Source organism: Bacteroides sp. D1 (genome assembly GCF_000157095.2).
In the GTDB taxonomy this organism is placed as follows: Bacteria; Bacteroidota; Bacteroidia; order Bacteroidales; family Bacteroidaceae; genus Bacteroides; species Bacteroides xylanisolvens.
Genome location: NZ_JH114331.1, coordinates 13453 through 35576, shown reverse-complemented (window position 1 = coordinate 35576; position 22124 = coordinate 13453). Strand labels below are relative to the sequence as shown.

Below are 22124 nucleotides of genomic sequence, written 5' to 3'. Positions count from 1 at the left end.
CCTTGTTCACCTACGCGTGAAAAACATTTTACCCCAGAACAAAGCGAAGGACACAGCTTGTGAAAGTCCATCCTTCCTCTTTGTTCTTATTTAGAAAAGGGATGCCTCCCACATTTCCCACAGGTATCCCTTTTTATTTTTACTCTCGGAGCGTCTTTTTGTTGTACTAGAATCAAAGTGCTAGTCCCCCATTTCCCTATAGGTAAAAGAGGCGTTCCCAAGATGCAGAAAACCCGGGCTTGCGAAAGTCCGGGTTTTCTTGATTAATAACCAATAACAATTAACCAATAACAACTAACAATAGAATATGTAAATGAAAAAAGAAACCTATTCTTTATCCCACTCCTTGCTCGCTTCGAAACAGGGACAAGCCTTGATCCACTCTTCCGGTTCAATCTCACCGTCTCCGTCAAGATCAGGACTAAGATCACGATGCCCGCAGACACGGCATCCCGGAAAATCCTTTAATAAAGTCAGGATAAGAACCCGTAGCGAGTGTTTCTGCCAACAAGTGCGCGTGTCTTTCGGCTGTCCCATGCAGTCCAGTCCGCCTTCGTAGCAGATACCGATACTTTCCCGGTTGAAACCACGGCTATGCGCACCGATCCGTTCTAACGGGCGGGTAGACTTAATATCCCCGTTCTTACGAATATAAAAATGATAACCCACACCATTGAAGCCGCGGCGACGATGGCAAACATCCAAATCATGTTCGGTGAAAGATTTATCCTCGCGGGTAGCGGAGCAATGAACGACAATCAGATTAATAGTTCTCATGCGTTAGGCAGGTATTAAAGAAGTGGATGATGATGCGGATTCGGAACCATTGTTGCGCTGAATACACTCTTTATTGACACACTGTAAAGTGACAGCTTCCGAAAGTTTGCCTTTTAATGAAAAAATCTCCGAGTGCATTTCCTTCACACGGTCGCTCAAATCGAAATAATCCTTTAGCACCTTTTCGAGCTGCTTCATAAGGAAGCCATACTGCTCTTTCACTAGTTCGCTGAACTCTTTGACGTCCTGCATCATTTGCTGACGTTTTTTGCGACCTCCGAAAAAAGGGAGGATGGCTGTAATGATATCAATGATTTTGTCTAACATCTTTCTTGAATTAAAGATTAAAAATTAAAGATTGAGAATTAAAAAATAAGAGAAACTAAAAATAGGAAAACTAAAAAACACGAGAATGAAAAAATGGAGAAATAAAGAAAATGAGAAAATGCGGGAAAGAGAAAAACAGAAAAACAGCAACCACATGGCAAGGAACCATACATGGATCAGTTCCTGAAACCATGTGATACTGTTTTTTCTAAGGATGAAGTTTCATTCTGCCAAAGAAGATAGAGCGGGCAGCCTATTTACGCTGCCGGGTCCGGTGCTTCTCCACCGCCCGGTTTATTGCCCCCCGAACCGCTGCCGGAATCATCGTCCGAACCACCGTTTCCGGAATCGCTTCCATCGCCCTTTCCGCCCAGGACGAAGTCCACGTTGTTTTCGCTTCGTGTACTCGTATGGCTCGAATTCATCAGCTTCAACGCTTTGTCGGCAACAAAGCGGACATTGACACGGCGGATGCTGCGCACCGTACAATCTTTCATACTCTCCGTACCGTCACTAGTCAGCGTGATGTGGAACGTACCCAATCCGTCAATTTTCACCTTATCGCCCTGGGTGAGCGACAGACGCAACTGTTCTACAAATGCCTCAATGGTGTGTTTCACATCTCCGGCAGTCAGTGACGATTTACTTTCGATGGCGGTAGCCATCGTATCAACGTCCATCACTCTTACATTGCCCGATTTCTGACGTATGTAATACAGTAACGGAGCATCCTCCTGATTTACATACTTTCTGCGCTGATAGCGTTCTACTAATACATCCATAAATTTGAAAAGTTAAGGTTTAAGTGAATAATTATATGTTTTCTTTTTGATACTACAAATATACAAAATCAGAGAGGAGAAGTCAAGTAAATATGGTTTTATTTTCTCTGATAATATAAAAAGTTTTGCACCGGATATGTATCAATACTATTTTGATAAATTGTCTTGATTATTTGTACAATAGATTGTTTTATTTAGCATGTTTTTCCAAATATTCCAATGGCGGAACATAGTCATATATTTTTGTCATCGACGGATTATGTCCGAAATATACATTCCCAGTCTCTCCATTACGCTGCTTGGCAACGATAACCACCCCCAGTCCTTCTGTCGGGTAACCGCTTTCCCGGTCGGTGACGATGCGTTGCATCGCTGGTCGGTAAAGCAACATCACGACGTCTGCATCCTGTTCGATAGCTCCGCTCTCGCGCAGGTGTGCCAGTTCCGGACGTCCTCCGGGGCGATTCTCCGACTCGCGGTTCAGCTGACTAAGCAGTATGACGGGAATATGCAGCTCCTTGGCCAGCAACTTGGCTTTCCGGGTGGCTTGTGCCACTTCCTGTTCGCGGTTGCGGTTGGCCTGCTTGGTAGCCATGTCGCAGAGTTGCAGGTAGTCGATAATAATTGCGTCACACTGATTGCGGCTCTTCAGTAGCCGGGCACTTGAGCGAATGTGGTCCATGCTGACAGAAGTGCTGTCGTCCACGTAGATGGGGAGTCCCGATAGTTCTGAAGCTGCGGTGTGGGCATTTTCCATCTCTTGCAGGGTAGGTATTCCGTTCCTCCACCGGTAAGGATTAATGTTGCTTGCTGCTGCCAGCCATCGGTCGGCAAGGCGTTCCCCTTGCATCTCAAGGCTGTAGACGGCCACCGCATTGCCCGCCATTGCCGCGCTGCGTGCCAGGTGTAGGGCAAAAGCCGTTTTACCTACAGAAGGCCGGGCGGCAATCACTATTAGATCACTATCCTGCAAACCGCCCGTTTTCTGGTCGAGTTCGGTCAGTCCGGTGGGGATGCCGGTGACGCCGTTCACGCTTTTGGCAATACGCAATTCAGCTTCTTTCAGCGTGTCGGTCATTAGGGTGTCCATGCAGCGTATGTGGTCGTGGTGTCCGGATTCGCCTTCGAGACGGTCGAGCAGGTTGTGCGCGTCGATGAGGGTGTCGTCGATGTCGATTGTTTCATCCATGGCGCAGGTGAGGAGTTTGTTGAAGCCGACTACGGCTTCGCGTGCCAGATATTTCTGGTGGACGATTTGCGCGTGATACTCGATGTGGGCGGAGGAAGCTACCCGGCTGCTTAGTTGTACGATGGTATACGGCCCGCCTATCTTTTCGAGCACTCCGCGACGGGTGAGCTCTTCTTTGACGGTGAGAATATCTATCTTTTTGTTTGCCTGATACATGGCTATCAAGGCGGCGAAGAGCAGCTGATGATGATCGTCGTAGAACATTTCGGGACGTAGCTTGTCGGCTACGAGTGGCAGGGCCTCCTGTTCTATCAGGCAGGCTCCAATGATGGCTTCTTCGAGTTCGCTGGCGTGTGGTTGCATTTCTTTTCGATGTTTTTTTAGTCTATATATTCGTTTAAGAAAGCCTTGTCTTTCAGGTAGGTGGCGGCAAGGGGGATGAAACGTGTGTCGTTGGTGTGGTAGTAGACTTCCTCGATGTGGTCGATGGCTGTCTGTTGTTCCTCTTTGGTGAGCTTGTCCCATTCGCGGCGGGCACGGGCGACGTACTGTTTGGGTTTTTGCATCGTTTCATGATATTTATCCCAGAAAACGTCGAACACTTCGGATTTTTCTTTCTTTTTTTCTTCGCGGGCTTCCGGAGAGATGCAGCCGGTCCAGAAATCATAGTTGTTGATATGAATGTGGAAGATTCCTTTCTGGTGCGGGATGATCTTGATAATGCCCTCTTCCTGGATTTTTTGAAAGAAGCGGAGGGTTTTGGATCGGCTCCATTGGAAGAGTCGGCTCCAGTGTTGCTGGCTGATGACGGATTCTCCGCGTTGGCATACGATGTCGATCTGCTGAATCTTGTACGTGGTTTCCGAGTAGTTGGCGTGTATCAGGACTTGGAGGAGCGCTTCCAGTTCTCCCGGCGCTTTGTCGTTTATCTGACGTTTTAACAGTGCTTTGGGAATCAGGATGTAGCCTTCGTGCAGGAGGTTGTTTGGAAGTTGTTTCATTGAGGCGTATTTTTATTTACTTGTTGTTGATTGCGGGTTATCCCCATTGTGCATACATTGTCGGATGCGGCTGCGAAGGTAGTGCATGAATGGCTGTTCGTGCAAATCTTTTTTGGCTGGAATGGGGGTGTTTTGAACGGTATGGTGGTATTTGGGCTGTATTGGGGGCTGTAGGACGGAAATAATGTTGTTCTGTGTGACACCGCGCGGGTGTAAAAGATGAGATTGGGGGGGATGAATAGAAAAACAGAGGTTCTGTTGGGATGAAACAGAGCCTCTGTTTATTAGAAATAGAACCTCTGTTTGCCGTAAATAGAGGCTCTATTCGGGGATATGCGGTTTTCTTTTTAGTATTTTTTTTGACAAAAAATCGAACAGCCAAACGAACACCCCCTGAAGGTGGCTCAACTGCTTGTCTGTCATGCGTTTGCAACGCTCGAAAAAAAGTAGGCGAACCACCAACCGAACATATATAAATACTAAAATATAATAATCTATATAATATAGTTCGTTCAACACGTTTTTTCTGTGTTTTCGGAGGTGTCAGGATGCAGTAAATCTTTACTTATGGGTGATGCGCTAACGTAGGATTATTTTTTCCGGTCCCCAGGTCATGAAAAGGATCTGCTGTTGCTTCGGACTTAGACGCGTTGTTTCGTGTACGTAATGTGCGGCTTTTAATTCGTCGAAGAGCTGTTTGTCGAGTTCTATTTCGTTTCTCATTCTTTTGCTGGCTGTGTCAGCGTTAGAATATTCGGGAAAATACTCCTGCGCTACGGCAGAGAAGGTTTTAAAACCATTGATAACCCATTCTCGTTCTTCCATTTCTTCTTCGTTTTCCTTTGAAGTCTTCATTTGTGTAAAATTAAATTTTTTATTAATGCAACACTTCTTGTGTTGACTTTGCAAAGTTAATGAAAATATATTTGTTGTGATAAAATAATCGATTTATTTTATTATCTTATTTGATCTATGTAATAAAATATTGTATCTGGTAAACTCCTTTTTTAAGCGTAGCTTTTTGTATCATAAAATTTGACTTGTTTTGTATTGATATATTTGCTAAACTTTTTTTCTTCTATACGCATCTCAAATTAAATCGTATATTTGCGAAAAGAATCAAGATTGGGAATTATGAACGAAAACGTCTTAGCTAAACTGAAGATACTTGCGGAATCTGCCAAGTACGATGTTTCTTGTTCTTCCAGTGGTACGGTGCGCTCCAATAAGCCGGGCACGCTGGGAAACACTGTCGGAGGATGGGGGATTTGCCACAGCTTTGCCGAGGACGGGCGGTGTATCTCGCTATTGAAAATCATGCTTACCAATTATTGTATCTACGACTGTGCCTACTGTATCAACCGGCGTAGCAACGATCTTCCCCGCGCCACATTTTCCGTTTCGGAATTGGTGGAACTGACGATGGAATTCTATCGTCGTAACTACATTGAAGGGTTGTTTCTTAGTTCCGGAGTGGTCCGCAATCCGGACTATACGATGGAGAGACTGGTGCGTGTAGCCAAAGATTTGCGGCAAGTGTACCGGTTTAACGGTTATATTCATCTCAAGAGTATTCCCGGTGCCAGTCGTGAATTGGTGAATGAGGCCGGGCTGTATGCCGACCGTTTGAGTGTCAACGTCGAAATTCCCAAAGAAGAAAACCTGAAACTCCTTGCACCGGAGAAAGATCATAAAAGTGTATTTGCTCCGATGAAATACATTCAGCAAGGTGTGTTGGAGAGTAAGGAAGAGCGGCAGAAGTTCCGCCATGCACCCCGTTTCGCGCCTGCGGGACAAAGTACCCAGGTGATTGTAGGCGCTACCTCCGAGTCGGATAAAGATATTCTTTTCCTTTCGTCGGCTCTTTACGGACGGCCGACCATGAAGCGTGTCTACTATTCGGGCTACGTTTCTGTGAATACATACGATAAACGTCTTCCGGCATTGAAGCAACCACCCTTGGTACGTGAAAACCGGCTCTATCAAGCTGACTGGTTATTGCGCTTTTACCAATTCAAGGTGGACGAAATTGTGGATGATGCCTATCCGGATCTCGACCTCGAGATAGACCCGAAACTCTCGTGGGCTTTGCGCCATCCCGAACAGTTTCCTGTCGACATCAACAAAGCGGACTACGAAATGTTGCTCCGTGTGCCGGGAGTGGGAGTGAAGTCGGCGAAGTTGATTGTCGCCTCCCGCCGTTTTTCGCGACTGGGTTTTTATGAACTGAAGAAGATAGGAGTGGTGATGAAGAAGGCGCAATATTTCATCACCTGCAAAGAACTGCCTCTCCAAATGCTGACTGTGAACGAACTTTCGCCGCAACGGGTACGTAGCTTATTGCTCCCGAAACCAAAAAAGAAAGTGGATGAACGACAATTACGATTTGATTTCTGATTTATGAATTCTGATTAAACGAATTACTAAGTATGTTAATTAGCTTATATAATAATTTAGGTACGGATTACACGGATTACACGGTTTTTAGTGTTGTCATTGCTGCAAAGAATCCGCATTAATCCCTGTAATCCGTGCCTAAAAATAAATCATAACCCGGAAATCATAAATCATAAATCAGAAATCTTGAAAGTTTTCGTTTACGATAAAAGCTTTGATGGTCTGCTGACTGCTGTGTTCGACGCCTATTTTCGCAAGACCTTTCCCGATGATTTGTTGTCGGAAGGAGATGCTTTGCCCTTATTTTATGATGAGTTGCATACTGTAGTCACTGATGAAGAAAAGGCAGGGCGTGTGTGGCGGGGATTGCAGAAGAAAGTCTCTGTATCTGCTTTGGGCTGCCTCACACAAAGTTGGCTGTCGGAGCTTCCGGAGGTAGGGATGCTCATTTTTCGTTATATCCGTAAAGCGATCGACGCACCCCGTTCCATCGAAACCAATTTTGGCGATCCGGACATTTTGCGATTGGCGCAAATATGGAAGAAAGTGGATGGCGAACGTGTGCATCTGATGCAGTTTGTCCGTTTTCAGAAAGCTGCGGATGGTACATTCTTTGCGGCTTTCGAACCGCAGTATAATGCGCTTCCTCTTACCGTTCACCATTTCAAAGACCGTTTTGCCGATCAGAAGTGGATTATCTACGACATGAAACGCCGTTATGGTTTTTATTATGACTTGCAGGAGGTGACAACCATCTCGTTTGATGATGACAGCCGTGAATCCCATCTGATTACGGGGATGCTGGATGAAAGTCTGATGGACAAGGATGAGAAACTTTTCCAACAACTCTGGAAAACTTATTTCAAGGCCATTTGTATCAAAGAACGTATGAACCCGAGAAAGCACAGGCAGGATATGCCTGTACGTTATTGGAAGTATCTGACGGAAAAGCAGAAATAGCAGAGTCTACCATAAGGCAACTTTCCCCAGGTTACCGATTTCTAATTTGGCGCTTATTCCCATTGCCTTAAAAACTTTTGACAGGGTAGAGAGAGTGAGATTTTTCCCGTTCTCTATCCGTGATATTTGTGCTCTTTGTACTCCTATTAAATTTCCTAACTCTTCTTGAGTGAGATTCTTGGATTGTCTGGCTTTTCTGATAGCTTCGCCAATAAGAAAAGACTGCAAATCTCCTTCAAACTTATCACGTGCAAGGGTTCCTTTTTTCCCTATATGCTTATCTGTTATTTCCTCTTCCGTATAGAATTTCATTTTTTCCATATCTTTATTTTTTTAGAATTAAAATATATCTTTCTTATCTCTTCTGCCTTTGTTATCTCTTTGGGAGGTGTTTTTTGGGTTTTCTTTATAAAACCATGAGTAGCTATTACTAAGATATCTACTTCATCTACTTTGTCCCAAAAAGCTAATAGTCTGTATTGGGTTTTATCCTACAAAGATAATAAAAATAGTTCCATATATGGAAACAACTATGCTTTTTATACATTATTTCTTCAATTATTCAATCCGCTGCACTGTTACCTCCGGAAACTCCTGTATCAATGAAAGCAAATGTCCTTCATCGTTATTTCGTTTCGACTTGATGACCATGCTCACCTGATAAAACTCTGCTTCGCCCTTATGCAACGTTTCCATCTCATAAGAGACTATCAGGTAGTCTTTAGAGTTGAATCTGTCCGCTATCTGTTTCAGAGTGTCTTTGTTGGAAGTAGAGAAAGAAACCATCGAGCTTTTCATTCCGATGCTTTTAAACAGGTAACTAAGTAATTCCAGTCCGATGAGGGTCAATACCATGGCAGCGATTCCGATGGTGTACATTCCTGCGCCTACTGCCAGTCCGATACCGGCAGTTGCCCAGATTCCTGCGGCGGTAGTCAGTCCGCGTACAATCTGCTTTTGGAAGATGATGGTTCCCGCACCGATAAATCCGATGCCACTGACGACTTGTGCCGCCACACGACTGGGGTCGAGCGTGACACTGCTTTCTTTTATAATCTCCTGAAATCCGTATTGGGAAACAATCATAATCAGGGCACTGCCTAGCGATACGAGGAAATGAGTACGGTATCCGGCTTCTTTGGCACGGTATTCACGATCTAGTCCGATGATCGCCCCCAGTATGCCGGCGACCAATAAACGAATGACGAAATCTATGTTCAACATCATGTGTTCAATCTCCTTTCTGTTTTTTTATTGTTTGTGGAAAAATACTTGGAACTATAAATATACAATTATTTCTCTTTTATGGATCAATCATTTAGTAATATTTGAACGTATTCGATCTATTTTATCGTATATTCGCAGACTCAAATGAATGTTTAATCCTGTGATTGAGTGAATAATGAAGAAAAGATTTTTTTATATAATCAGCTTTCTGCTGATCTTTTGCATCGAGGTATTGATAGCTTTATATGTGCGTGACAATTTCATACGTCCTTATGTCGGAGATATGCTGGTGGTAGTGCTGGTGTATAGTTTTGTGAGGATATTTCTCCCGACAGGAATTCCGCGGATGCCGTTTTATGTCTTTCTTTTTGCCTGTTTTGTGGAAGTGCTACAATACTTCCAGTTGGTGGAAACATTGGGGATCACGAACCGTGTAGCCAGAATCATTCTGGGCTCTACGTTCGATTGGGCGGACATAGCTTGTTATGCGGTGGGCTGTGTGTTTATTGTTTTATTCGAGCGTTTCTTTCAGCATAAGTCGTAAAATTTATTTCTTTTCCAAGTCTGTTTCGGACGGATTCAGATGATGTCCGCAATATTTGCAAAATTCGGCATTGTCTTCGTGTCCGGAGCGATGGCAGTTGGGACATTCTTTGTCTCTTCTGCGTTTGTAGTCTTTCATCATGGAGGCAGATACGATCCCTGTCGGTACGGCAATAATTGTGTAACCGATTAGCATGACACAGGCGGAAAGGAACTTCCCGAAACCGGTGACGGGGGTGATGTCTCCATAGCCTACGGTAGTCATGGTGACGATAGCCCAGTAAATGCTGTTCGGGATGTTGTTGAACTGGGAGTTGGGTTGTGTTCCTTCAATCATATACATCAGCGTACCGATGGAAGTCACCAGGATAACGACAAATAAGAAGAATACCGCAATCTTCTTGCTGCTTTCGCGTAAGGCGGTGAGCAGTCGTTCGCCCTCATTCAGAAAGTTGAAGAGCTTGAAGACACGGAATACCCGTATCAGGCGGAAAGCACGGATGATGAGCAGATAGCGTGCACCGGGGAAGAGCAGGCCGATGTAGAGCGGAAGGGTGGCTAGCAAGTCTACGATTCCGAAGAAGCTGAATATGTATTTCCGGGGACGGGGCGAGCAGTAGATTCTCGTCAGGTACTCGAAAGTGAAGAAAGCGGTGAAAAGGTACTCCATAATGACGAACGGAGTCGTCAGAAAGCTGGGAAGTCCTTTCAGACTTTCGATGATGACAAGCAGTACGCTGACTAGAATACAGCCGATCAGAATCACGTCGAACAGTTTCCCGGCGGGAGTGTCCGATTCGAAGATGATGACGTACAACTTTCGTTTCAGTTTTTCGTCATGTAAAAAACGATGGATTCTTTCTTTCAGTTTCATACTAACAGTTCATACTAAATGCTATTTGGACGTTCCTCCGGCATCTTCTTGTAGAAAGAGGTTGTTTGGCTGTGAATGGGCAGTGCAAACTCCGTTTTCCGCTATGAGAAGAGGTTGGGGGGAGAGGATTTTCAGTCAATGACCCATTGTTTATTATAAGCCTCTGTTTTTTTCGGATCGTAATACATACCTTCTTGTGTGGGAATATAGAGGGTGTATGTCTTTCCGGTCTTGTTCCTTAATGAGGTGTCGCGCAGCCAGGGGTTGGTATCACGGAGTTGTGCGTATGTGATACCTTGTGATTTGGCATAATCATTCAAATCATTGATGCTAGTGGAGACGGTCACCTTTTTGTAGGGAATGGGCGGATACAGATGTTCCCGCTTCAACAGAAACCCGTAACGTTGCGGGTTGTTGAATATCTCTTTGGCTGCCAATATGCGGAACATATAGCGGGAAGTTTCTTCTACCAGCCATAAGTCCATGGCATGACTTGCCAGTTGTTTGTCGAGTTGGGAGGAGATACGTCCCTGCCCGGCATTGTAGGCGGCGGAGACAGCCATCCAGTCTCCATATTTGGCATACGCTTGTTTGAAATATTTGCAGGCGGCTACGGTTGCTTTTTCAATGTGGTAGCGTTCGTCTACGTTGTCGTTCACTTCCAGTCCGAATTCCCGTCCGGTGGCGGGCATAAACTGCCACAGCCCTGCTGCTCCTGCCGGAGAGCGGGCGATGTTGTTCAGGTTACTTTCGATTACCATCAGGTATTTGAAGTCGTCGGGGATGCCGTTGGCTTTCAGTATCGGTTCTATGATGGGGAAGTATCGGTTGGCACGTTTTATCAGTAGCATGGTGGTGGAATGCATATAGGTGAAAGCCATCATCTCACGATCCATCCGTTCGCGGCGGTCATAGCGGCGGAGGTCAATGGTTTCTCCGTCAAAAGTAACCTGGGCGGGAACGGTGGGCGAGGTGACGCAATAAGGAACTTCCGATTTGGCAGAATGTTGTTCGGTCACCTGGCTGCTGCCTGTCAATACAGGAATGGATGCGCCGATGCAAAATACTAATATGAGCGTAAGAATATAGTTGATTTTAGTTTGTTTCTTCATTTATTTATTTCATTATTTCAGTTAATACCATTCAGTTTCTTGTTCAGACTTTGTCGGACTGTTCACATACTTGCCATTCTCTCCAAACAGATCGCTTTCTGTATTCCGTCCGCCCTGTTTGTAGATGCCGTTCATCGTCTCCTTTATTTGATAGAACAAATTTTCTCTCTCTTTGTCAGTCTGTTCAGAGATTTTTTTCTTTCAGTATTAAAGTCTGCCTTGCAAAGATAGCCCCATTTTGTTTTTTTCAAAGAACTTTTCTTGCATTTTATACGTTTTTCTAATAGAGTTAAAATAAATAATGAATCAAGATGAATATAGCAATGACCGGAGCTACCGGATATATAGGTAAACATCTTTCCAATTATCTCACAGAAAAGGGCGGACACCGGATTATTCCCTTGGGAAGATCGATGTTCCGCGAAGGTATGTCCGGACATTTGATTCAGACATTGACGCATTGCGACGTAATCATCAACCTGGCTGGCGCACCCATCAATAAGCGTTGGACACCGGAGTACAAACAGGAATTGTTCAACAGCCGCATTGTGGTGACGCACCGTATTATCCGTGCGTTAAATGCCGTCAAGACAAAACCGAAACTGATGATTTCAGCTTCCGCCGTGGGCTATTATCCTCCGGAAGTGGAAGCGGACGAATATACCCGTACCCGCGGCGACGGTTTTCTTTCCGATCTCTGCTATGCATGGGAGAAAGAAGCCAAACACTGTCCCCAACCTACCCGGCTCGTCATTACACGCTTTGGCGTAGTGCTTTCTCCGGATGGGGGAGCGATGCAGCAGATGCTTCGTCCTTTGCAAGCCACGAAGGTAGCTACCGCCATCGGTCCCGGCACCCAGTCTTTCCCGTGGATAGCCATGCACGACCTTTGCCGTGCCATGGAGTTTTTTATCGCCCACGAAGAAACGCGGGGTGTGTATAATCTGGTGGCTCCGCAACAGATTTCGCAATATTCTTTTACCCGTGAGATGGGGAGGGCTTATCAGGCATGGACAACGATTATTGCTCCGCAGCGGGCTTTCCGTATATTTTACGGTGAAGCGGCCTCTTTCCTTACAGCCGGTCAGAAAGTCCGCCCGACACGTCTGACGGAAGCCGGGTTCCGTTTTTCCATCCCTACTGTCGAACGTCTTTTTAAAGGTACGGATCACACTACGGTCTCCTCTCTCGACCTGAACCGATATATGGGACTTTGGTACGAAATAGCCCGCTACGAGAACCGTTTTGAACACGGACTGGTAGATGTCACGGCCACTTACACGCTTCGTCCCGACGGTACGATTCGTGTGGAGAACCGGGGGTGCAAGCGCAATTCTCCTTATGATATCTGCAAGACTGCCAACGGACACGCCAAGATACCCGATCCCGCGCAACCGGGTAAACTGAAAGTCTCTTTCTTCCTTAATTTCTACTCTGATTATTACATATTGGAGCTGGATGAAGAGAATTACAACTATGCCCTTGTAGGCAGCAGCACCGATAAATATCTCTGGATACTAAGCCGCGCGCCGCAACTGCCCGAGGAAATCAAAAAGAAACTCGTCACCGCTGCCGAACGCCGCGGTTACGATACCAACCGGTTGCAATGGATAGAACAATTTTGATTATAAATATGCTTTCATAATTAGTTTATATAATAAATCTAGGCACGAATTACGCTGATGAACACTGTTGCTTTATCCATGCGTCATTTTGAAAAAAACGTAAAATCCGTGCCTGATAATAGATAATTATTAGGCAAGAGTACTTAAAATAATAATGAACTTTAGAACAATATAGATTATGGATTACGAAATTATTCATCAGCCCGAACAGCATTTGTTTAAGACAGAAGTAGACGGTCGTACCGCCTTTGTACAATATCGCCTCTTAGGTGATTCTCTCGACATCATTCATACCATCGTGCCCCGCCCGATAGAAGGTCGCGGAATAGCCGCTGCATTGGTGAAAGCTGCGTACGACTATGCAATAGCCAACGGAATGAAACCGAAAGCCACCTGTTCTTATGCGGTAAAATGGCTGGAACGCCATCCGGAACTGAATGGCAATAGTGATTGATTTCAGTGAAAAAGCTTTAGAATGTAAAAATGTGTCGAGATATGGTTTTAGGTTATTTTCGACACATTTCTATATTCATGATTGATTATTTCCATCTCTTCAACTGTGGGAAGAACTCTTTCATCGTTTTACGTGCTTCTTCCACCGTGTATTTCACTTCCGAGTCTTTATTAAACTCATCGAGGTAATTCAGGTTGAGTTCGATCATTTCGTCCATCGTACACTCTTTCGTGAAATGTCCGTCCGCATAGCAATAGTGGCAATAATCCTGATTCTTGCTACCGTCTGCTTCTTTTCCAAAAGTTGAGTCGTCTATCGGCATACCGCAACTCTGACAAATTTTTTGTTCCATCTTTTTTTGTTAGATTATAAGTTTATGTTACAGGACAAATATAGGTAGAATTATTGGAATAGGAGTTATCTGATCTTGCTAATTACCTGTTCATTTCCCGGCTTGTTCACTTTTGGGGTTAATTTGTTTTCACCGGCAGACGTTTCCACATCCAGCGGGGAGTCATTTTCCAGAAAAACACCAGAATCCGGTAACGCCAGTCGATTACTGCTACCCGTTGTTTGCGCTTCAGCGACCAAGAGATATGACGGCCCACTTCGGCGGCATCCATCAGCAGTGGATAATGCTTTCCGTCATTCAGTAAATCGGTGGCTACAAATCCGGGACGAATATCGGTAAAACGGATATGTAGCTTTTGCAGGTATGACAGTTGTTCAAGCGCATCTATATAAGTGTTTTGAAAACGTTTGGTGGCGGAATAGGCAGGAGCAACTCCGAGCCCTTTCGTTCCGGCAATGGAACTGATAACGGCCAGATGTCCGCCTCCGTTTTTCTTGAAGTACGTGAAAGCGGTATCTACCATTCGGATAAAGCCTGCTACATTGGTGTGTGCTGTGTTCAATTCTACTTCCATGTTCAGGTCCATATTCTGGAAACCGATGCCGGAACTAAGAAGAAACAAATCCATGCCGCCTAGTTTGTCGATGAGCAGATTCAGCTTTTCGCTTGCATCCTCTTGGGTTACGTCTAATGCTTGGATTTGAATTTGATCCGGTGCTGCCCGTTGCAGGTTTTCGAGAGAAGATTACCGTCTGCCGGCTACTCCTATTTTCCAGCCTTCCAGTAACAGGCATTTTGCAACTTCTTGTCCGATACCGGAGGTGGCCCCTATGATAATGGCTTTTTTCATTACTGATTTTTTTTAGTAAGTTATAGGTTCAATAAATGTCGTATGGTTTGCCAGGGTGCATAGAACAACATTCTCGGTCCGGAAAAACGCATTACCTGTCGCATTCGTTCGCGCAGGACAGGCTTGTAACAATGTACTGTGCACTCTTTGCATGCACCCTTTTTCTCTCCAAACGGACAACGGTCGAGACGGGCATGCGCATAGCGAAGCAGCTCTTTACAGTCGGTACAAAGAATCTTGTTTTTTTCTTTTTTCCGACAATAGAGGCGGATCATTAACTCTACTGTTTTCTTTTCGTGTGCGATGCGTGATACCTTCATCTCTTTCTTCTTTACACTTTGGATTGACAAAGATAGCGAAGATTATGCAGAATCACAGGCGTATTTTGTTAAAATGTATCTTTCTGGTGGGTATTTTCTTTTCTGATGGTAAATCATGAACAGGCTTTTTGAAACATCTTCTGAAGAGCTTGTGGATGACGGAAACAATCTGTATCTTTGCGGCATGAAAAAGTTATTATGTCCGCAATGCAAGATTGCAGCCATGTATGTGAAGAACGAGCAGGGTGAAAGGCTACTGGTTTATGTGCTCGAAAATGGTGAAGTCGTTCCCAAATATCCGGAAGATTCGATGGAAGGGTTCGACTTGACAGAGGTTTTCTGCCTGGGTTGTTCGTGGCATGGTTCGCCTAAACGACTTGTTAAGTGATTAACTGTTTAGTGTTTAATCACAATTTTTTGATTTATGTCAACTAAAAGAGGGACGGGAAACAAGGATTAATTCGTTGAATATTCCGTATCTTTGCGCCCAATTTTAGAACATAGACGTATGGCAACTTCTAAAGAAATGACGGCAGGGCCGGCATTACCTCTCATTTTAAAGTTTACACTGCCGCTTTTACTCGGCAATCTGTTGCAACAAACGTATTCGCTTGTTGATGCTGCAATTGTAGGAAAGTTCTTGGGAATAAACGCGTTAGCTTCTGTTGGAGCCAGCACGTCAGTGGTATTTCTCATTCTCGGGTTCTGCAATGGATGTTGCGGAGGGTTCGGAATACCCGTTGCGCAGAAGTTTGGGGCGCGGGATTACAGTACGATGCGCAGTTATGTGGCTGTCAGTCTGAAACTGGCTGCGGGAATGTCGGTGGTAATTGCACTTCTCACCTGTATTTTATGTGAGGATATTCTTCGGATCATGCGTACACCGGAGAATATTTTTGAAGGGGCTTATGCTTATCTGCTTGTCACTTTCATCGGTGTGCCGTGTACGTTTTTCTATAATCTTCTTTCGAGCATTATCCGTGCGTTGGGAGACAGTAAGACGCCTTTCTGGTTTCTGCTGTTTGCTGCTGTTCTGAATATCATTCTCGACTTGTTCTGTATTCTGGTACTTGACTGGGGAGTGGCGGGAGCTGCTATTGCTACTGTCTTTTCGCAAGGATTGTCGGCTGTTCTCTGCTACATTTATATGTACCGGAAGTTTGAAATATTGCAAGGTACTCCGAAAGAACGCCGGTTCCAGTCGAAACTGGCTAAGACGCTGCTCTACATCGGTGTGCCTATGGGATTGCAGTTTTCTATCACGGCTATCGGCAGCATCATGCTTCAGAGTGCGAATAATGCCTTGGGAACGGCGTGTGTGGCAGCCTTTACGTCTGCTATGCGCATCAAGATGTTCTTTATCTGTACGTTCGAGAGTTTGGGCATTGCGATGGCTACATATAGCGGACAGAATTACGGAGCGGGTAAACCGGAACGTATTTGGTTGGGAATCAAGGCTAGTGCTCTGATGATGATTATTTATGCGGCTTTCACGTTCCTTCTTCTGATGGTAGGGGCTAAATATTTCGCGTTGATCTTCGTAGACCCGTCGGAAACGGAAATTCTGCTGGATACGGAGTTGTTCCTGCATGTCTCCTGTATGTTCTTCCCGATGCTTGGTTTGTTGTGCATCTTGCGTTATACCATTCAGGGAGTGGGCTTTACCAATCTTGCCATGTTCTCCGGAGTGGCGGAGATGATTGCTCGTATTCTTGTCAGTCTCTATGCCGTACCGGTATTCGGTTTTATTGCTGTCTGCTACGGTGATCCGATGGCTTGGATAGCGGCAGACTTATTCCTCGTGCCGGCCTTTATCTACGTTTATCGCAGGTTGAAGAAGCAGGTATTTACGAATAGTCAGGTTACGCAAACGGTGGCATGATTGCCGGTTGGTGGTTTGCGTAACCCGACTTGCTGTTTGCATAACCCGGTTGGTGGCTTGCGTAACCTGGTTTGCTTTGATTTTATTTCGGATATTTTAATCTTGTACAGGGTATAGCGGGTTTCCGCTTTCGTCTACCTCTGTCCATTCTTTCACACTGACATTGGCGAATGAGATGGAGTTTTCATTGATAACTGCCCGGAAAAGGTATGAATTTCCGGCTGACAGGAGGTTGTTGGGTGGAGTGAGCGGAGCGGTGTAGGTGCGTGAAAAGCTTTCTCCGTTTACCATCAGCTCCAGTGTCAAAGTCATGGGAGAGGAGCTCTTTACGGGTAACATGATATATTGTACGGTGAAGTCGTTGATTCCCATATCGGCTGCTTTGTCATAGCTGACTTCCGAAGTGATGATACCTGTTGACAAATCCATGATTGCGCCCGGTTTCGGTGGGGTGATGGTAGCGGAAAGTATCTTGTTTAAAGTGATATTTTCTCCTCCGGCGATCGCTACAACTACTTGCGTGGCTGCGTGTTGGTAGGTTATGGGGATATTTATCTGTGAACTGGCGATGTCCTGATGAACTGCGTGCCACCAAAGATAATCTACTCCGTTGGATAAAGGTTCGGATAGTCCGTTGGTGAAAGTAGGCGCCGGGCTGGTGGAATTGCATGATACGGCATAAAAGCTATAGATAGCATTGCTCAAATACATTTTATATCCTAGATTTCCTGTCAGTACACCGGGGGAGGAGGTGACATAGTTGCCTTGAGCAACGGGAGCGTCTGTGATATTGTTCGATGTGTTGGCTGTATAGGCACACAACCAGCTTTGAAGTCCTTTTCCCATGGGGGACATGGCTCGTGTGATGTTTCGTCCTTCTACGGAAGCACTGAAAGTAATCAGTGCATTCTCTTTGCCCGGGTTGCCGTTGTTGTCATCATTGCCGGAGCCGGATGAACCTCCGTTGTTTTCTTCGTCAGGATAGTTGATGTAGATATTGTTTTTGGAGCAGGCTCCCAGTAGCAGCATTGCTAAAGCAGATACAGCTAAATACTTTGTAATGCGGAATTTGATGTCCATAGTCAGGTTCTTTTTGAAAATTAGTAATTACCCCTATATACATTTCAAAAAGAATTTGGTTCATGGCTTAATCATATTTTTATGGAAATCGGCCTCTTTCTGTATGCAGAGAATGTCTCCGTATATGGGATGGCGGAACTCTATATATTCGGCATGGAGGTATAGTCTGTCTGCTTTCTTTCCGTAGAGTTCGTCTCCAAGTATGGGGCATCCCAAGCCTTCCGGATGGGCGGCGTGTACTCGTAACTGATGTGTGCGTCCGGTCAATGGATAGAAGATAATCCGGGTGTATTTTCTTGACTCATTGATACTCCTTTCTGATTCATCAATCCTGTTTGATTCGTTAAAAGTGTTTTCAGATTCACTGGTAATTCTTTCAGACTCACTGATGATCTGATATTCTGTAATCGCTTCTTTCCCGTGTTCTCTACTGACCATTTGCCGAGGACGGTCGAGAGGATTCAGACAAAGAGGGAGTTCGATTCTTCCTGTATTTCCTGTTCTTTCTGCTTTTGCTGTTTTTTTCGTTGATACAGTTTCCTTTGCTAGTAATATAGCTTTCTCTGCTATTGGCTTTGTCTCCTTCTCTGTTTTTATTATCGCCCCATCCAGCACAGCCACATAGCGTTTCTTGATACTTCTGTTTGCAAATTGTGCCTGTAAATCCTGATGTACCTCTTTTGTTTTGGCAACGAGTAATAATCCTGAAGTAGCCATATCGAGCCGGTGTACAATCATAGGACCGGTAGCTTCGGGATATTTCTTCTTCAAACGATGATAGACTGAATCTCTGTCCTCTGCTTTTCCCGGAACGGACAACATCCCTGCCGGTTTATTGACTACCAGTAACCATTCATCCTCAAACACGATTTCCAGTTCTTCCTCTTCATGAACAGGGTTCAGCAGAGGATTCTCGTCTACCTCCAATCCTTGCAACATGTGTTGCAGAATCGGTTCGCACTTTCCTTTGCAGGAAGGATAATAATATCCGTGATGCCGGATTTCGTTTTTAGGAGAGTCGCCCCACCAGAATTCAGCCATAGCCAATGGCTTTAATTGATGAAGATACGCATATTGCAATAACTTAGGCAAAGCACATTCACCCGCACCGGCAGGAGGAACTTTCTGAACCGTTTGCTCAAAAATAGTATATAAGTCTTTCACCTCTCCTTGGGCATTTAGCATCCGGAACTGCTCGAATAATTTTCTTTGTAAAGCTGCCGAACGTTCTTTTCGTTCGGTTTTCAGTCGTTCTATTTCAATATCGAAGTGCCTGACTTCCGTTTCGAGCTCTTCCAATCGTTTCTTCCATTCCTTTTCCAGTCGTTTGTATTCCGCTTTTTGGTATTGGCTTTCCCGAATCAGGGAGGCTTGTTCTTCTTCGGAAAGCTCCGGAGATGACTGGCGGCGAATCTCTCTCGCCTCCTTTGCCATTTTAAGCTCCGCTTTTGCTTGATTCAAAACAGCTTTAGCCTGTTCCGTTTCTATCTTCCATTTCTCTTTTGAATCGAGATAAGAACTACTGTTTTCCAATTCACGAATACGGATATTAATGGCAGAAATCTGTTCTTCTTCGATTTTGAAGAATCCCTCTGGTTGTAATAGGTCATAAACAGGAGGAACGAAATAAGGATGCAGATTCTTTCCGCCCAGATTGCCGGAGAAAGCTGCAAGATAACCAATCTGATTTTCTTCGTTGTTTGTTATTCCGTTGTCCGTTTGCACAATCAACACTCCAAACATCTTTCCGGAAGCCAATTCCTCTTGCCATTCTTTCCGGCTTGCAATATATTCTTTCACTTCTTCCGCAGCCAACACACACAATGGATGAGGTGTATAATGGAAAGGATAAGTGAATTTCTCCGGCAACGCAAGGTGAGAAACGGGTTTCTTGAAAAAATGTATCATCGGTTTATATATATGAATGAATGTGATTACCTTTGCAAAAGTAACGTAAATCCGCGAATTTTATTCTATATTTGTTTGAGAGTTTGAGTGAGATAACGTGGACGTTTGAATGAAATTGTATGGATAGGATAGAAGAAAAACCAAAATTTGCCTTTCTTGGCAACAGTCACATGGCTTTTTGGGCACTGGATATCTATTTCCCACAATGGGAATGTCTGAACTATGGTGCTCCCGGTGAAGGGCTGGCCTATGTGGAGTCTTTTGCGGTAGACACTTCCGGTTGCCAGGTCGTTGTTCAATTCGGAACCAATGATATTTATCAGTTGAACGATGAAAATATAGATGAATATGTAGAGCGTTATGTAAAAGCGGTTCTTGCCGTCCCTTCACTGAAAACATATCTTTTCTGTATTTTTCCGCGTAATGATTATGATGATTACAGTACGGCTGTGAATAAATTTATCCAGATCCTTAACCGGAAGATACACGAAAAATTGCAGGGAACAGATATTGTCTATCTGGACGTATTCAATCGTTTATTGCAGGATGGCAGGCTGAATCCGGAGTTGACTCTCGACGATTTACATTTGAATGGTAAGGGGTATAGTATTCTGACAGAAGCACTGAAACAGGCTTCCGGTTTGTAAAACATACCTAAATACTTCATTCCTTGCTTTTATTTATAAATTTGGTGGCATATCAGTTTATTTTTCCTATTTTTGTCCCCAATTTAATAGTAAATAACCCCCATAAAAACGATAAGACTTATGGAAAAAGTAATTATCAATTCGTACGAAGAATTCGAAAAACTAGTAGGTCAACAGATAGGTGTTTCCGATTATGTGGAACTCTCGCAGGAACGTATTAATCTTTTTGCTGATGCAACGCTGGATCATCAATGGATTCATGTAGATACGGAACGTGCGAAAGTAGACAGCCCTTATCATAGCACGATTGCTCATGGCTACCTGACATTGTCTATGCTTCCTTATCTGTGGAATCAGATTATCCAGGTAAATAACCTGAAAATGATGATTAACTACGGTATGGACAAAATGAAATTCGGTCAGGCTGTATTGTCAGGACAGAGCATCCGTCTGGTGACTACTTTGCACTCGCTGACTAATCTGCGTGGTGTGGCAAAAGCGGAAATCAAGTTTGCTATCGAAATAAAAGACCAACCGAAAAAAGCACTTGAAGGAATTGCTGTGTTCCTTTATTATTTCAATTAATGGCAAGCTGTTAAAGAAACAGATTTTATCCCCGGAAATGATCGAAATACGTCTCAAAAGTTAGATACAAAAACTTTTGGGATGTGCTTCAGATGGATCGTTTCCGGGGATAATTTTATCCTTTTACTCCCATAAATCTGAACGGCTGTGCCGGTTTAAACTCTTTCGTTGCATTTCCATGATAAGTTTCATCGTTGGCGATAGATAATTTGAGTACCGGAGCTCCTTCCGACAAGTCTGTTTCCCGTAAGTTTACCCAGAATGTATTAGGTGTCAGACTTGATTCGAAGAAGTAGAGCAAATTCTTACTATCCGATACCGTTCTCCATTGTGTGGTGGAAATTTCCGGAAATTCGGGAGTGGATATGCCATAAGGAACAGAAGTATTACGGATAACGCTGAATACGCTTGCTATGGCTATTCTCACATCATCTGTTTGGGGCAGGGCATTGATATAAAAACTGGCTCTTGCAAAACGGTCGGACGGACGGTTGGTTCCGGGCAGGAAGCTCAATCCTCCTATTGATTTCCAGTATTCGTTTAGTGCCAGTTGCTTGTTGTAGGTAGGGGAGTTGGTCATTACTTTGTACTCCTTGCTGTGGTAAACAGTCAACTTTCCACCCGTATATTCGAATATCGCACAATCGCCCGTTGCGTCGGAAATAGATAAATGCAAGGTTGCCAGGCGGGAACCATCCGGCATCAGGTCCGATACCACTTGGAAAGTATTTTCATCAATGAAAGCGACGGCCTCGTCTACGGTGGCGAAGTTATCCAGCATATATTGCACCCATGCAGTAATGGCAAGTCCCGGTTTACTTTGATCTCTGACCGGGTATTCCGTTTCGGGTAACCATAACAGATTGGCAACTAATCCTTTTTCATTCATCCCGTCTGTACTGGCAATCTCGAAAGCCGAAGTCACCACGCTGCCATACTTGGACGTCCATTTCAGGGAGTTGGCTCCCGTTTCTCCATTTCTTTCTATACCTTTGGGAAATACCCAAAGATTGCTGTGCATTTCTGTTTTCCAGTCCATAGACCGGCCGGTTGCCACCATTCCATTTTTTCCCGAATAAACGACTCTTGTACACATAATTTTAATTTCTAGTTAAAGGTTTATTATAAGCTGCTTTCACAAGGTATTCAACCGATGCGGATTCCTCTCGCAAAAGCATATTCTCAAAACAATAACGTTTCATTTATGTTTTAGATACATATCAGATATTAAT

24 protein-coding genes and 2 pseudogenes are annotated in these 22124 nt (G+C 44.4%); 9 read left to right on the top strand and 17 right to left on the bottom strand.

Going from position 1 to position 22124, the window contains the following annotated elements; all coding sequences use genetic code 11:
* Positions 1 to 327: 327 nt before the first annotated feature.
* The 6 genes from BSAG_RS21220 to BSAG_RS21245 all read right to left on the bottom strand — a co-directional run bounded on the left by BSAG_RS21220 (position 328) and on the right by BSAG_RS21245 (position 4931).
* The gene (locus BSAG_RS21220) at positions 328 to 777 is read right to left on the bottom strand and encodes an N-acetylmuramoyl-L-alanine amidase (protein WP_004314755.1); all 450 of its coding nucleotides are present in this window, start codon (positions 775 to 777) and stop codon (positions 328 to 330) included.
* 3 nt (positions 778 to 780) lie between these two features.
* On the bottom strand, positions 781 to 1104 hold the full coding sequence (locus tag BSAG_RS21225) for a hypothetical protein (protein ID WP_004314756.1): 324 nt from the start codon (positions 1102 to 1104) through the stop codon (positions 781 to 783).
* 257 nt (positions 1105 to 1361) lie between these two features.
* Positions 1362 to 1886 carry an HU family DNA-binding protein gene (locus tag BSAG_RS21230; RefSeq protein WP_004314757.1) on the bottom strand — a complete coding sequence of 175 codons (525 nt, stop codon included), beginning with the start codon at positions 1884 to 1886 and terminating at the stop codon, positions 1362 to 1364.
* Positions 1887 to 2076: 190 nt separating this feature from the next.
* Positions 2077 to 3438, bottom strand: a complete 1362-nt coding sequence (gene dnaB / locus BSAG_RS21235; RefSeq protein WP_004314758.1) for a replicative DNA helicase — start codon at positions 3436 to 3438, stop codon at positions 2077 to 2079.
* A gap of 17 nt (positions 3439 to 3455) precedes the next feature.
* Positions 3456 to 4076 (bottom strand): hypothetical protein, encoded by a 621-nt coding sequence (locus BSAG_RS21240; protein ID WP_008016337.1) that lies wholly within the window; start codon positions 4074 to 4076, stop codon positions 3456 to 3458.
* Between the two features lie 579 nt (positions 4077 to 4655).
* Positions 4656 to 4931 (bottom strand): DUF4248 domain-containing protein, encoded by a 276-nt coding sequence (locus BSAG_RS21245; RefSeq protein ID WP_004314761.1) that lies wholly within the window; start codon positions 4929 to 4931, stop codon positions 4656 to 4658.
* 279 nt (positions 4932 to 5210) lie between these two features.
* Here BSAG_RS21245 and BSAG_RS21250 point away from each other — a divergent pair, with 279 nt between their 5' ends.
* Positions 5211 to 6473, top strand: coding sequence for a putative DNA modification/repair radical SAM protein (locus BSAG_RS21250; protein ID WP_004314762.1), 1263 nt, complete (start codon positions 5211 to 5213; stop codon positions 6471 to 6473).
* Positions 6474 to 6659: 186 nt separating this feature from the next.
* Positions 6660 to 7433 carry a TIGR03915 family putative DNA repair protein gene (locus BSAG_RS21255; RefSeq protein WP_008016343.1) on the top strand — a complete coding sequence of 258 codons (774 nt, stop codon included), beginning with the start codon at positions 6660 to 6662 and terminating at the stop codon, positions 7431 to 7433.
* A 6-nt stretch (positions 7434 to 7439) separates the two neighbouring features.
* Here the strand turns inward: BSAG_RS21255 and BSAG_RS21260 are convergent, their stop codons facing one another.
* The 3 genes and pseudogenes from BSAG_RS21260 to BSAG_RS21265 form a co-directional block, all read right to left on the bottom strand.
* Positions 7440 to 7754, bottom strand: coding sequence for a helix-turn-helix domain-containing protein (locus BSAG_RS21260; protein ID WP_004314764.1), 315 nt, complete (start codon positions 7752 to 7754; stop codon positions 7440 to 7442).
* A pseudogene (locus tag BSAG_RS23750) lies at positions 7742 to 7921 on the bottom strand (type II toxin-antitoxin system RelE/ParE family toxin); the annotation flags it as partial. The gene BSAG_RS21260 and the pseudogene BSAG_RS23750, both read right to left, overlap by 13 nt.
* 70 nt (positions 7922 to 7991) lie before the next feature.
* A complete protein-coding gene (locus tag BSAG_RS21265; RefSeq protein WP_004314765.1) occupies positions 7992 to 8660 on the bottom strand; it encodes an MgtC/SapB family protein in 669 nt (222 codons plus the stop codon).
* Positions 8661 to 8835: 175 nt separating this feature from the next.
* On the opposite strand from BSAG_RS21265, the gene BSAG_RS21270 reads away from it, so the two are divergent.
* The gene (locus BSAG_RS21270; RefSeq protein WP_004314766.1) at positions 8836 to 9204 is read left to right on the top strand and encodes a DUF2809 domain-containing protein; all 369 of its coding nucleotides are present in this window, start codon (positions 8836 to 8838) and stop codon (positions 9202 to 9204) included.
* 3 nt (positions 9205 to 9207) lie between these two features.
* On the opposite strand, the gene BSAG_RS21275 is transcribed toward BSAG_RS21270, so the two are convergent.
* Positions 9208 to 10077, bottom strand: a complete 870-nt coding sequence (locus tag BSAG_RS21275) for an ion transporter (protein WP_004314767.1) — start codon at positions 10075 to 10077, stop codon at positions 9208 to 9210.
* A gap of 131 nt (positions 10078 to 10208) precedes the next feature.
* On the bottom strand, positions 10209 to 11189 hold the full coding sequence (locus BSAG_RS21280; RefSeq protein ID WP_004314768.1) for a lytic transglycosylase domain-containing protein: 981 nt from the start codon (positions 11187 to 11189) through the stop codon (positions 10209 to 10211).
* Positions 11190 to 11500: 311 nt separating this feature from the next.
* On the opposite strand from BSAG_RS21280, the gene BSAG_RS21285 reads away from it, so the two are divergent.
* On the top strand, positions 11501 to 12814 hold the full coding sequence (locus BSAG_RS21285) for a TIGR01777 family oxidoreductase (protein WP_004314770.1): 1314 nt from the start codon (positions 11501 to 11503) through the stop codon (positions 12812 to 12814).
* 178 nt (positions 12815 to 12992) lie between these two features.
* Positions 12993 to 13268, top strand: a complete 276-nt coding sequence (locus tag BSAG_RS21290; protein ID WP_004314771.1) for a GNAT family N-acetyltransferase — start codon at positions 12993 to 12995, stop codon at positions 13266 to 13268.
* An 85-nt stretch (positions 13269 to 13353) separates the two neighbouring features.
* Here the strand turns inward: BSAG_RS21290 and BSAG_RS21295 are convergent, their stop codons facing one another.
* The 3 genes and pseudogenes from BSAG_RS21295 to BSAG_RS21300 form a co-directional block, all read right to left on the bottom strand.
* The gene (locus BSAG_RS21295; RefSeq protein ID WP_004314772.1) at positions 13354 to 13620 is read right to left on the bottom strand and encodes a zinc ribbon domain-containing protein; all 267 of its coding nucleotides are present in this window, start codon (positions 13618 to 13620) and stop codon (positions 13354 to 13356) included.
* 118 nt (positions 13621 to 13738) lie between these two features.
* Positions 13739 to 14470: pseudogene (locus tag BSAG_RS0222475) on the bottom strand (SDR family NAD(P)-dependent oxidoreductase).
* A gap of 20 nt (positions 14471 to 14490) precedes the next feature.
* Positions 14491 to 14790: a nitrous oxide-stimulated promoter family protein gene (locus BSAG_RS21300; protein ID WP_004314774.1), complete on the bottom strand. Its 300-nt coding sequence runs from the start codon at positions 14788 to 14790 to the stop codon at positions 14491 to 14493.
* Positions 14791 to 14974: 184 nt separating this feature from the next.
* Between BSAG_RS21300 and BSAG_RS21305 the strand changes: the two genes are divergently transcribed.
* Both BSAG_RS21305 and BSAG_RS21310 read left to right on the top strand, forming a co-directional pair.
* Positions 14975 to 15178: a hypothetical protein gene (locus BSAG_RS21305; RefSeq protein ID WP_008771178.1), complete on the top strand. Its 204-nt coding sequence runs from the start codon at positions 14975 to 14977 to the stop codon at positions 15176 to 15178.
* A 120-nt stretch (positions 15179 to 15298) separates the two neighbouring features.
* Entirely contained in the window at positions 15299 to 16672 is a 1374-nt protein-coding gene (locus BSAG_RS21310) for an MATE family efflux transporter (protein ID WP_004314776.1), read from the top strand.
* A 96-nt stretch (positions 16673 to 16768) separates the two neighbouring features.
* Here the strand turns inward: BSAG_RS21310 and BSAG_RS21315 are convergent, their stop codons facing one another.
* Entirely contained in the window at positions 16769 to 17752 is a 984-nt protein-coding gene (locus tag BSAG_RS21315; protein WP_004314777.1) for a fimbrillin family protein, read from the bottom strand.
* 60 nt (positions 17753 to 17812) lie between these two features.
* Positions 17813 to 19660 carry an RluA family pseudouridine synthase gene (locus tag BSAG_RS21320; RefSeq protein ID WP_008771179.1) on the bottom strand — a complete coding sequence of 616 codons (1848 nt, stop codon included), beginning with the start codon at positions 19658 to 19660 and terminating at the stop codon, positions 17813 to 17815.
* A gap of 119 nt (positions 19661 to 19779) precedes the next feature.
* On the opposite strand from BSAG_RS21320, the gene BSAG_RS21325 reads away from it, so the two are divergent.
* Entirely contained in the window at positions 19780 to 20307 is a 528-nt protein-coding gene (locus tag BSAG_RS21325; protein ID WP_008771180.1) for an SGNH/GDSL hydrolase family protein, read from the top strand.
* 120 nt (positions 20308 to 20427) lie between these two features.
* A complete protein-coding gene (locus BSAG_RS21330) occupies positions 20428 to 20892 on the top strand; it encodes a MaoC family dehydratase (protein WP_004308264.1) in 465 nt (154 codons plus the stop codon).
* Between the two features lie 115 nt (positions 20893 to 21007).
* Here the strand turns inward: BSAG_RS21330 and BSAG_RS21335 are convergent, their stop codons facing one another.
* Positions 21008 to 21988, bottom strand: a complete 981-nt coding sequence (locus BSAG_RS21335; RefSeq protein ID WP_008771181.1) for a linear amide C-N hydrolase — start codon at positions 21986 to 21988, stop codon at positions 21008 to 21010.
* Positions 21989 to 22124 lie beyond the last annotated feature (136 nt).

Bases quoted from the DNA above. Each gene is read 5' to 3' on its own strand.
- BSAG_RS21260 (WP_004314764.1), bottom strand. From the start codon at position 7,754: ATGGAAAAAATGAAATTCTATACGGAAGAGGAAATAACAGATAAGCAT.
- BSAG_RS21305 (WP_008771178.1), top strand. From the start codon at position 14,975: ATGAAAAAGTTATTATGTCCGCAATGCAAGATTGCAGCCATGTATGTG.
- BSAG_RS21270 (WP_004314766.1), top strand. From the start codon at position 8,836: ATGAAGAAAAGATTTTTTTATATAATCAGCTTTCTGCTGATCTTTTGC.
- BSAG_RS21230 (WP_004314757.1), bottom strand. From the start codon at position 1,886: ATGGATGTATTAGTAGAACGCTATCAGCGCAGAAAGTATGTAAATCAG.
- BSAG_RS21285 (WP_004314770.1), top strand. From the start codon at position 11,501: ATGAATATAGCAATGACCGGAGCTACCGGATATATAGGTAAACATCTT.
- BSAG_RS21315 (WP_004314777.1), bottom strand. From the start codon at position 17,752: ATGGACATCAAATTCCGCATTACAAAGTATTTAGCTGTATCTGCTTTA.
- BSAG_RS21225 (WP_004314756.1), bottom strand. From the start codon at position 1,104: ATGTTAGACAAAATCATTGATATCATTACAGCCATCCTCCCTTTTTTC.
- BSAG_RS21250 (WP_004314762.1), top strand. From the start codon at position 5,211: ATGAACGAAAACGTCTTAGCTAAACTGAAGATACTTGCGGAATCTGCC.
- BSAG_RS21335 (WP_008771181.1), bottom strand. From the start codon at position 21,988: ATGTGTACAAGAGTCGTTTATTCGGGAAAAAATGGAATGGTGGCAACC.
- BSAG_RS21290 (WP_004314771.1), top strand. From the start codon at position 12,993: ATGGATTACGAAATTATTCATCAGCCCGAACAGCATTTGTTTAAGACA.
- BSAG_RS21240 (WP_008016337.1), bottom strand. From the start codon at position 4,076: ATGAAACAACTTCCAAACAACCTCCTGCACGAAGGCTACATCCTGATT.
- BSAG_RS21300 (WP_004314774.1), bottom strand. From the start codon at position 14,790: ATGAAGGTATCACGCATCGCACACGAAAAGAAAACAGTAGAGTTAATG.
- BSAG_RS21275 (WP_004314767.1), bottom strand. From the start codon at position 10,077: ATGAAACTGAAAGAAAGAATCCATCGTTTTTTACATGACGAAAAACTG.
- BSAG_RS21245 (WP_004314761.1), bottom strand. From the start codon at position 4,931: ATGAAGACTTCAAAGGAAAACGAAGAAGAAATGGAAGAACGAGAATGG.
- dnaB (WP_004314758.1), bottom strand. From the start codon at position 3,438: ATGCAACCACACGCCAGCGAACTCGAAGAAGCCATCATTGGAGCCTGC.
- BSAG_RS21310 (WP_004314776.1), top strand. From the start codon at position 15,299: ATGGCAACTTCTAAAGAAATGACGGCAGGGCCGGCATTACCTCTCATT.
- BSAG_RS21330 (WP_004308264.1), top strand. From the start codon at position 20,428: ATGGAAAAAGTAATTATCAATTCGTACGAAGAATTCGAAAAACTAGTA.
- BSAG_RS21295 (WP_004314772.1), bottom strand. From the start codon at position 13,620: ATGGAACAAAAAATTTGTCAGAGTTGCGGTATGCCGATAGACGACTCA.
- BSAG_RS21220 (WP_004314755.1), bottom strand. From the start codon at position 777: ATGAGAACTATTAATCTGATTGTCGTTCATTGCTCCGCTACCCGCGAG.
- BSAG_RS21280 (WP_004314768.1), bottom strand. From the start codon at position 11,189: ATGAAGAAACAAACTAAAATCAACTATATTCTTACGCTCATATTAGTA.
- BSAG_RS21320 (WP_008771179.1), bottom strand. From the start codon at position 19,660: ATGATACATTTTTTCAAGAAACCCGTTTCTCACCTTGCGTTGCCGGAG.
- BSAG_RS21265 (WP_004314765.1), bottom strand. From the start codon at position 8,660: ATGATGTTGAACATAGATTTCGTCATTCGTTTATTGGTCGCCGGCATA.
- BSAG_RS21325 (WP_008771180.1), top strand. From the start codon at position 19,780: ATGGATAGGATAGAAGAAAAACCAAAATTTGCCTTTCTTGGCAACAGT.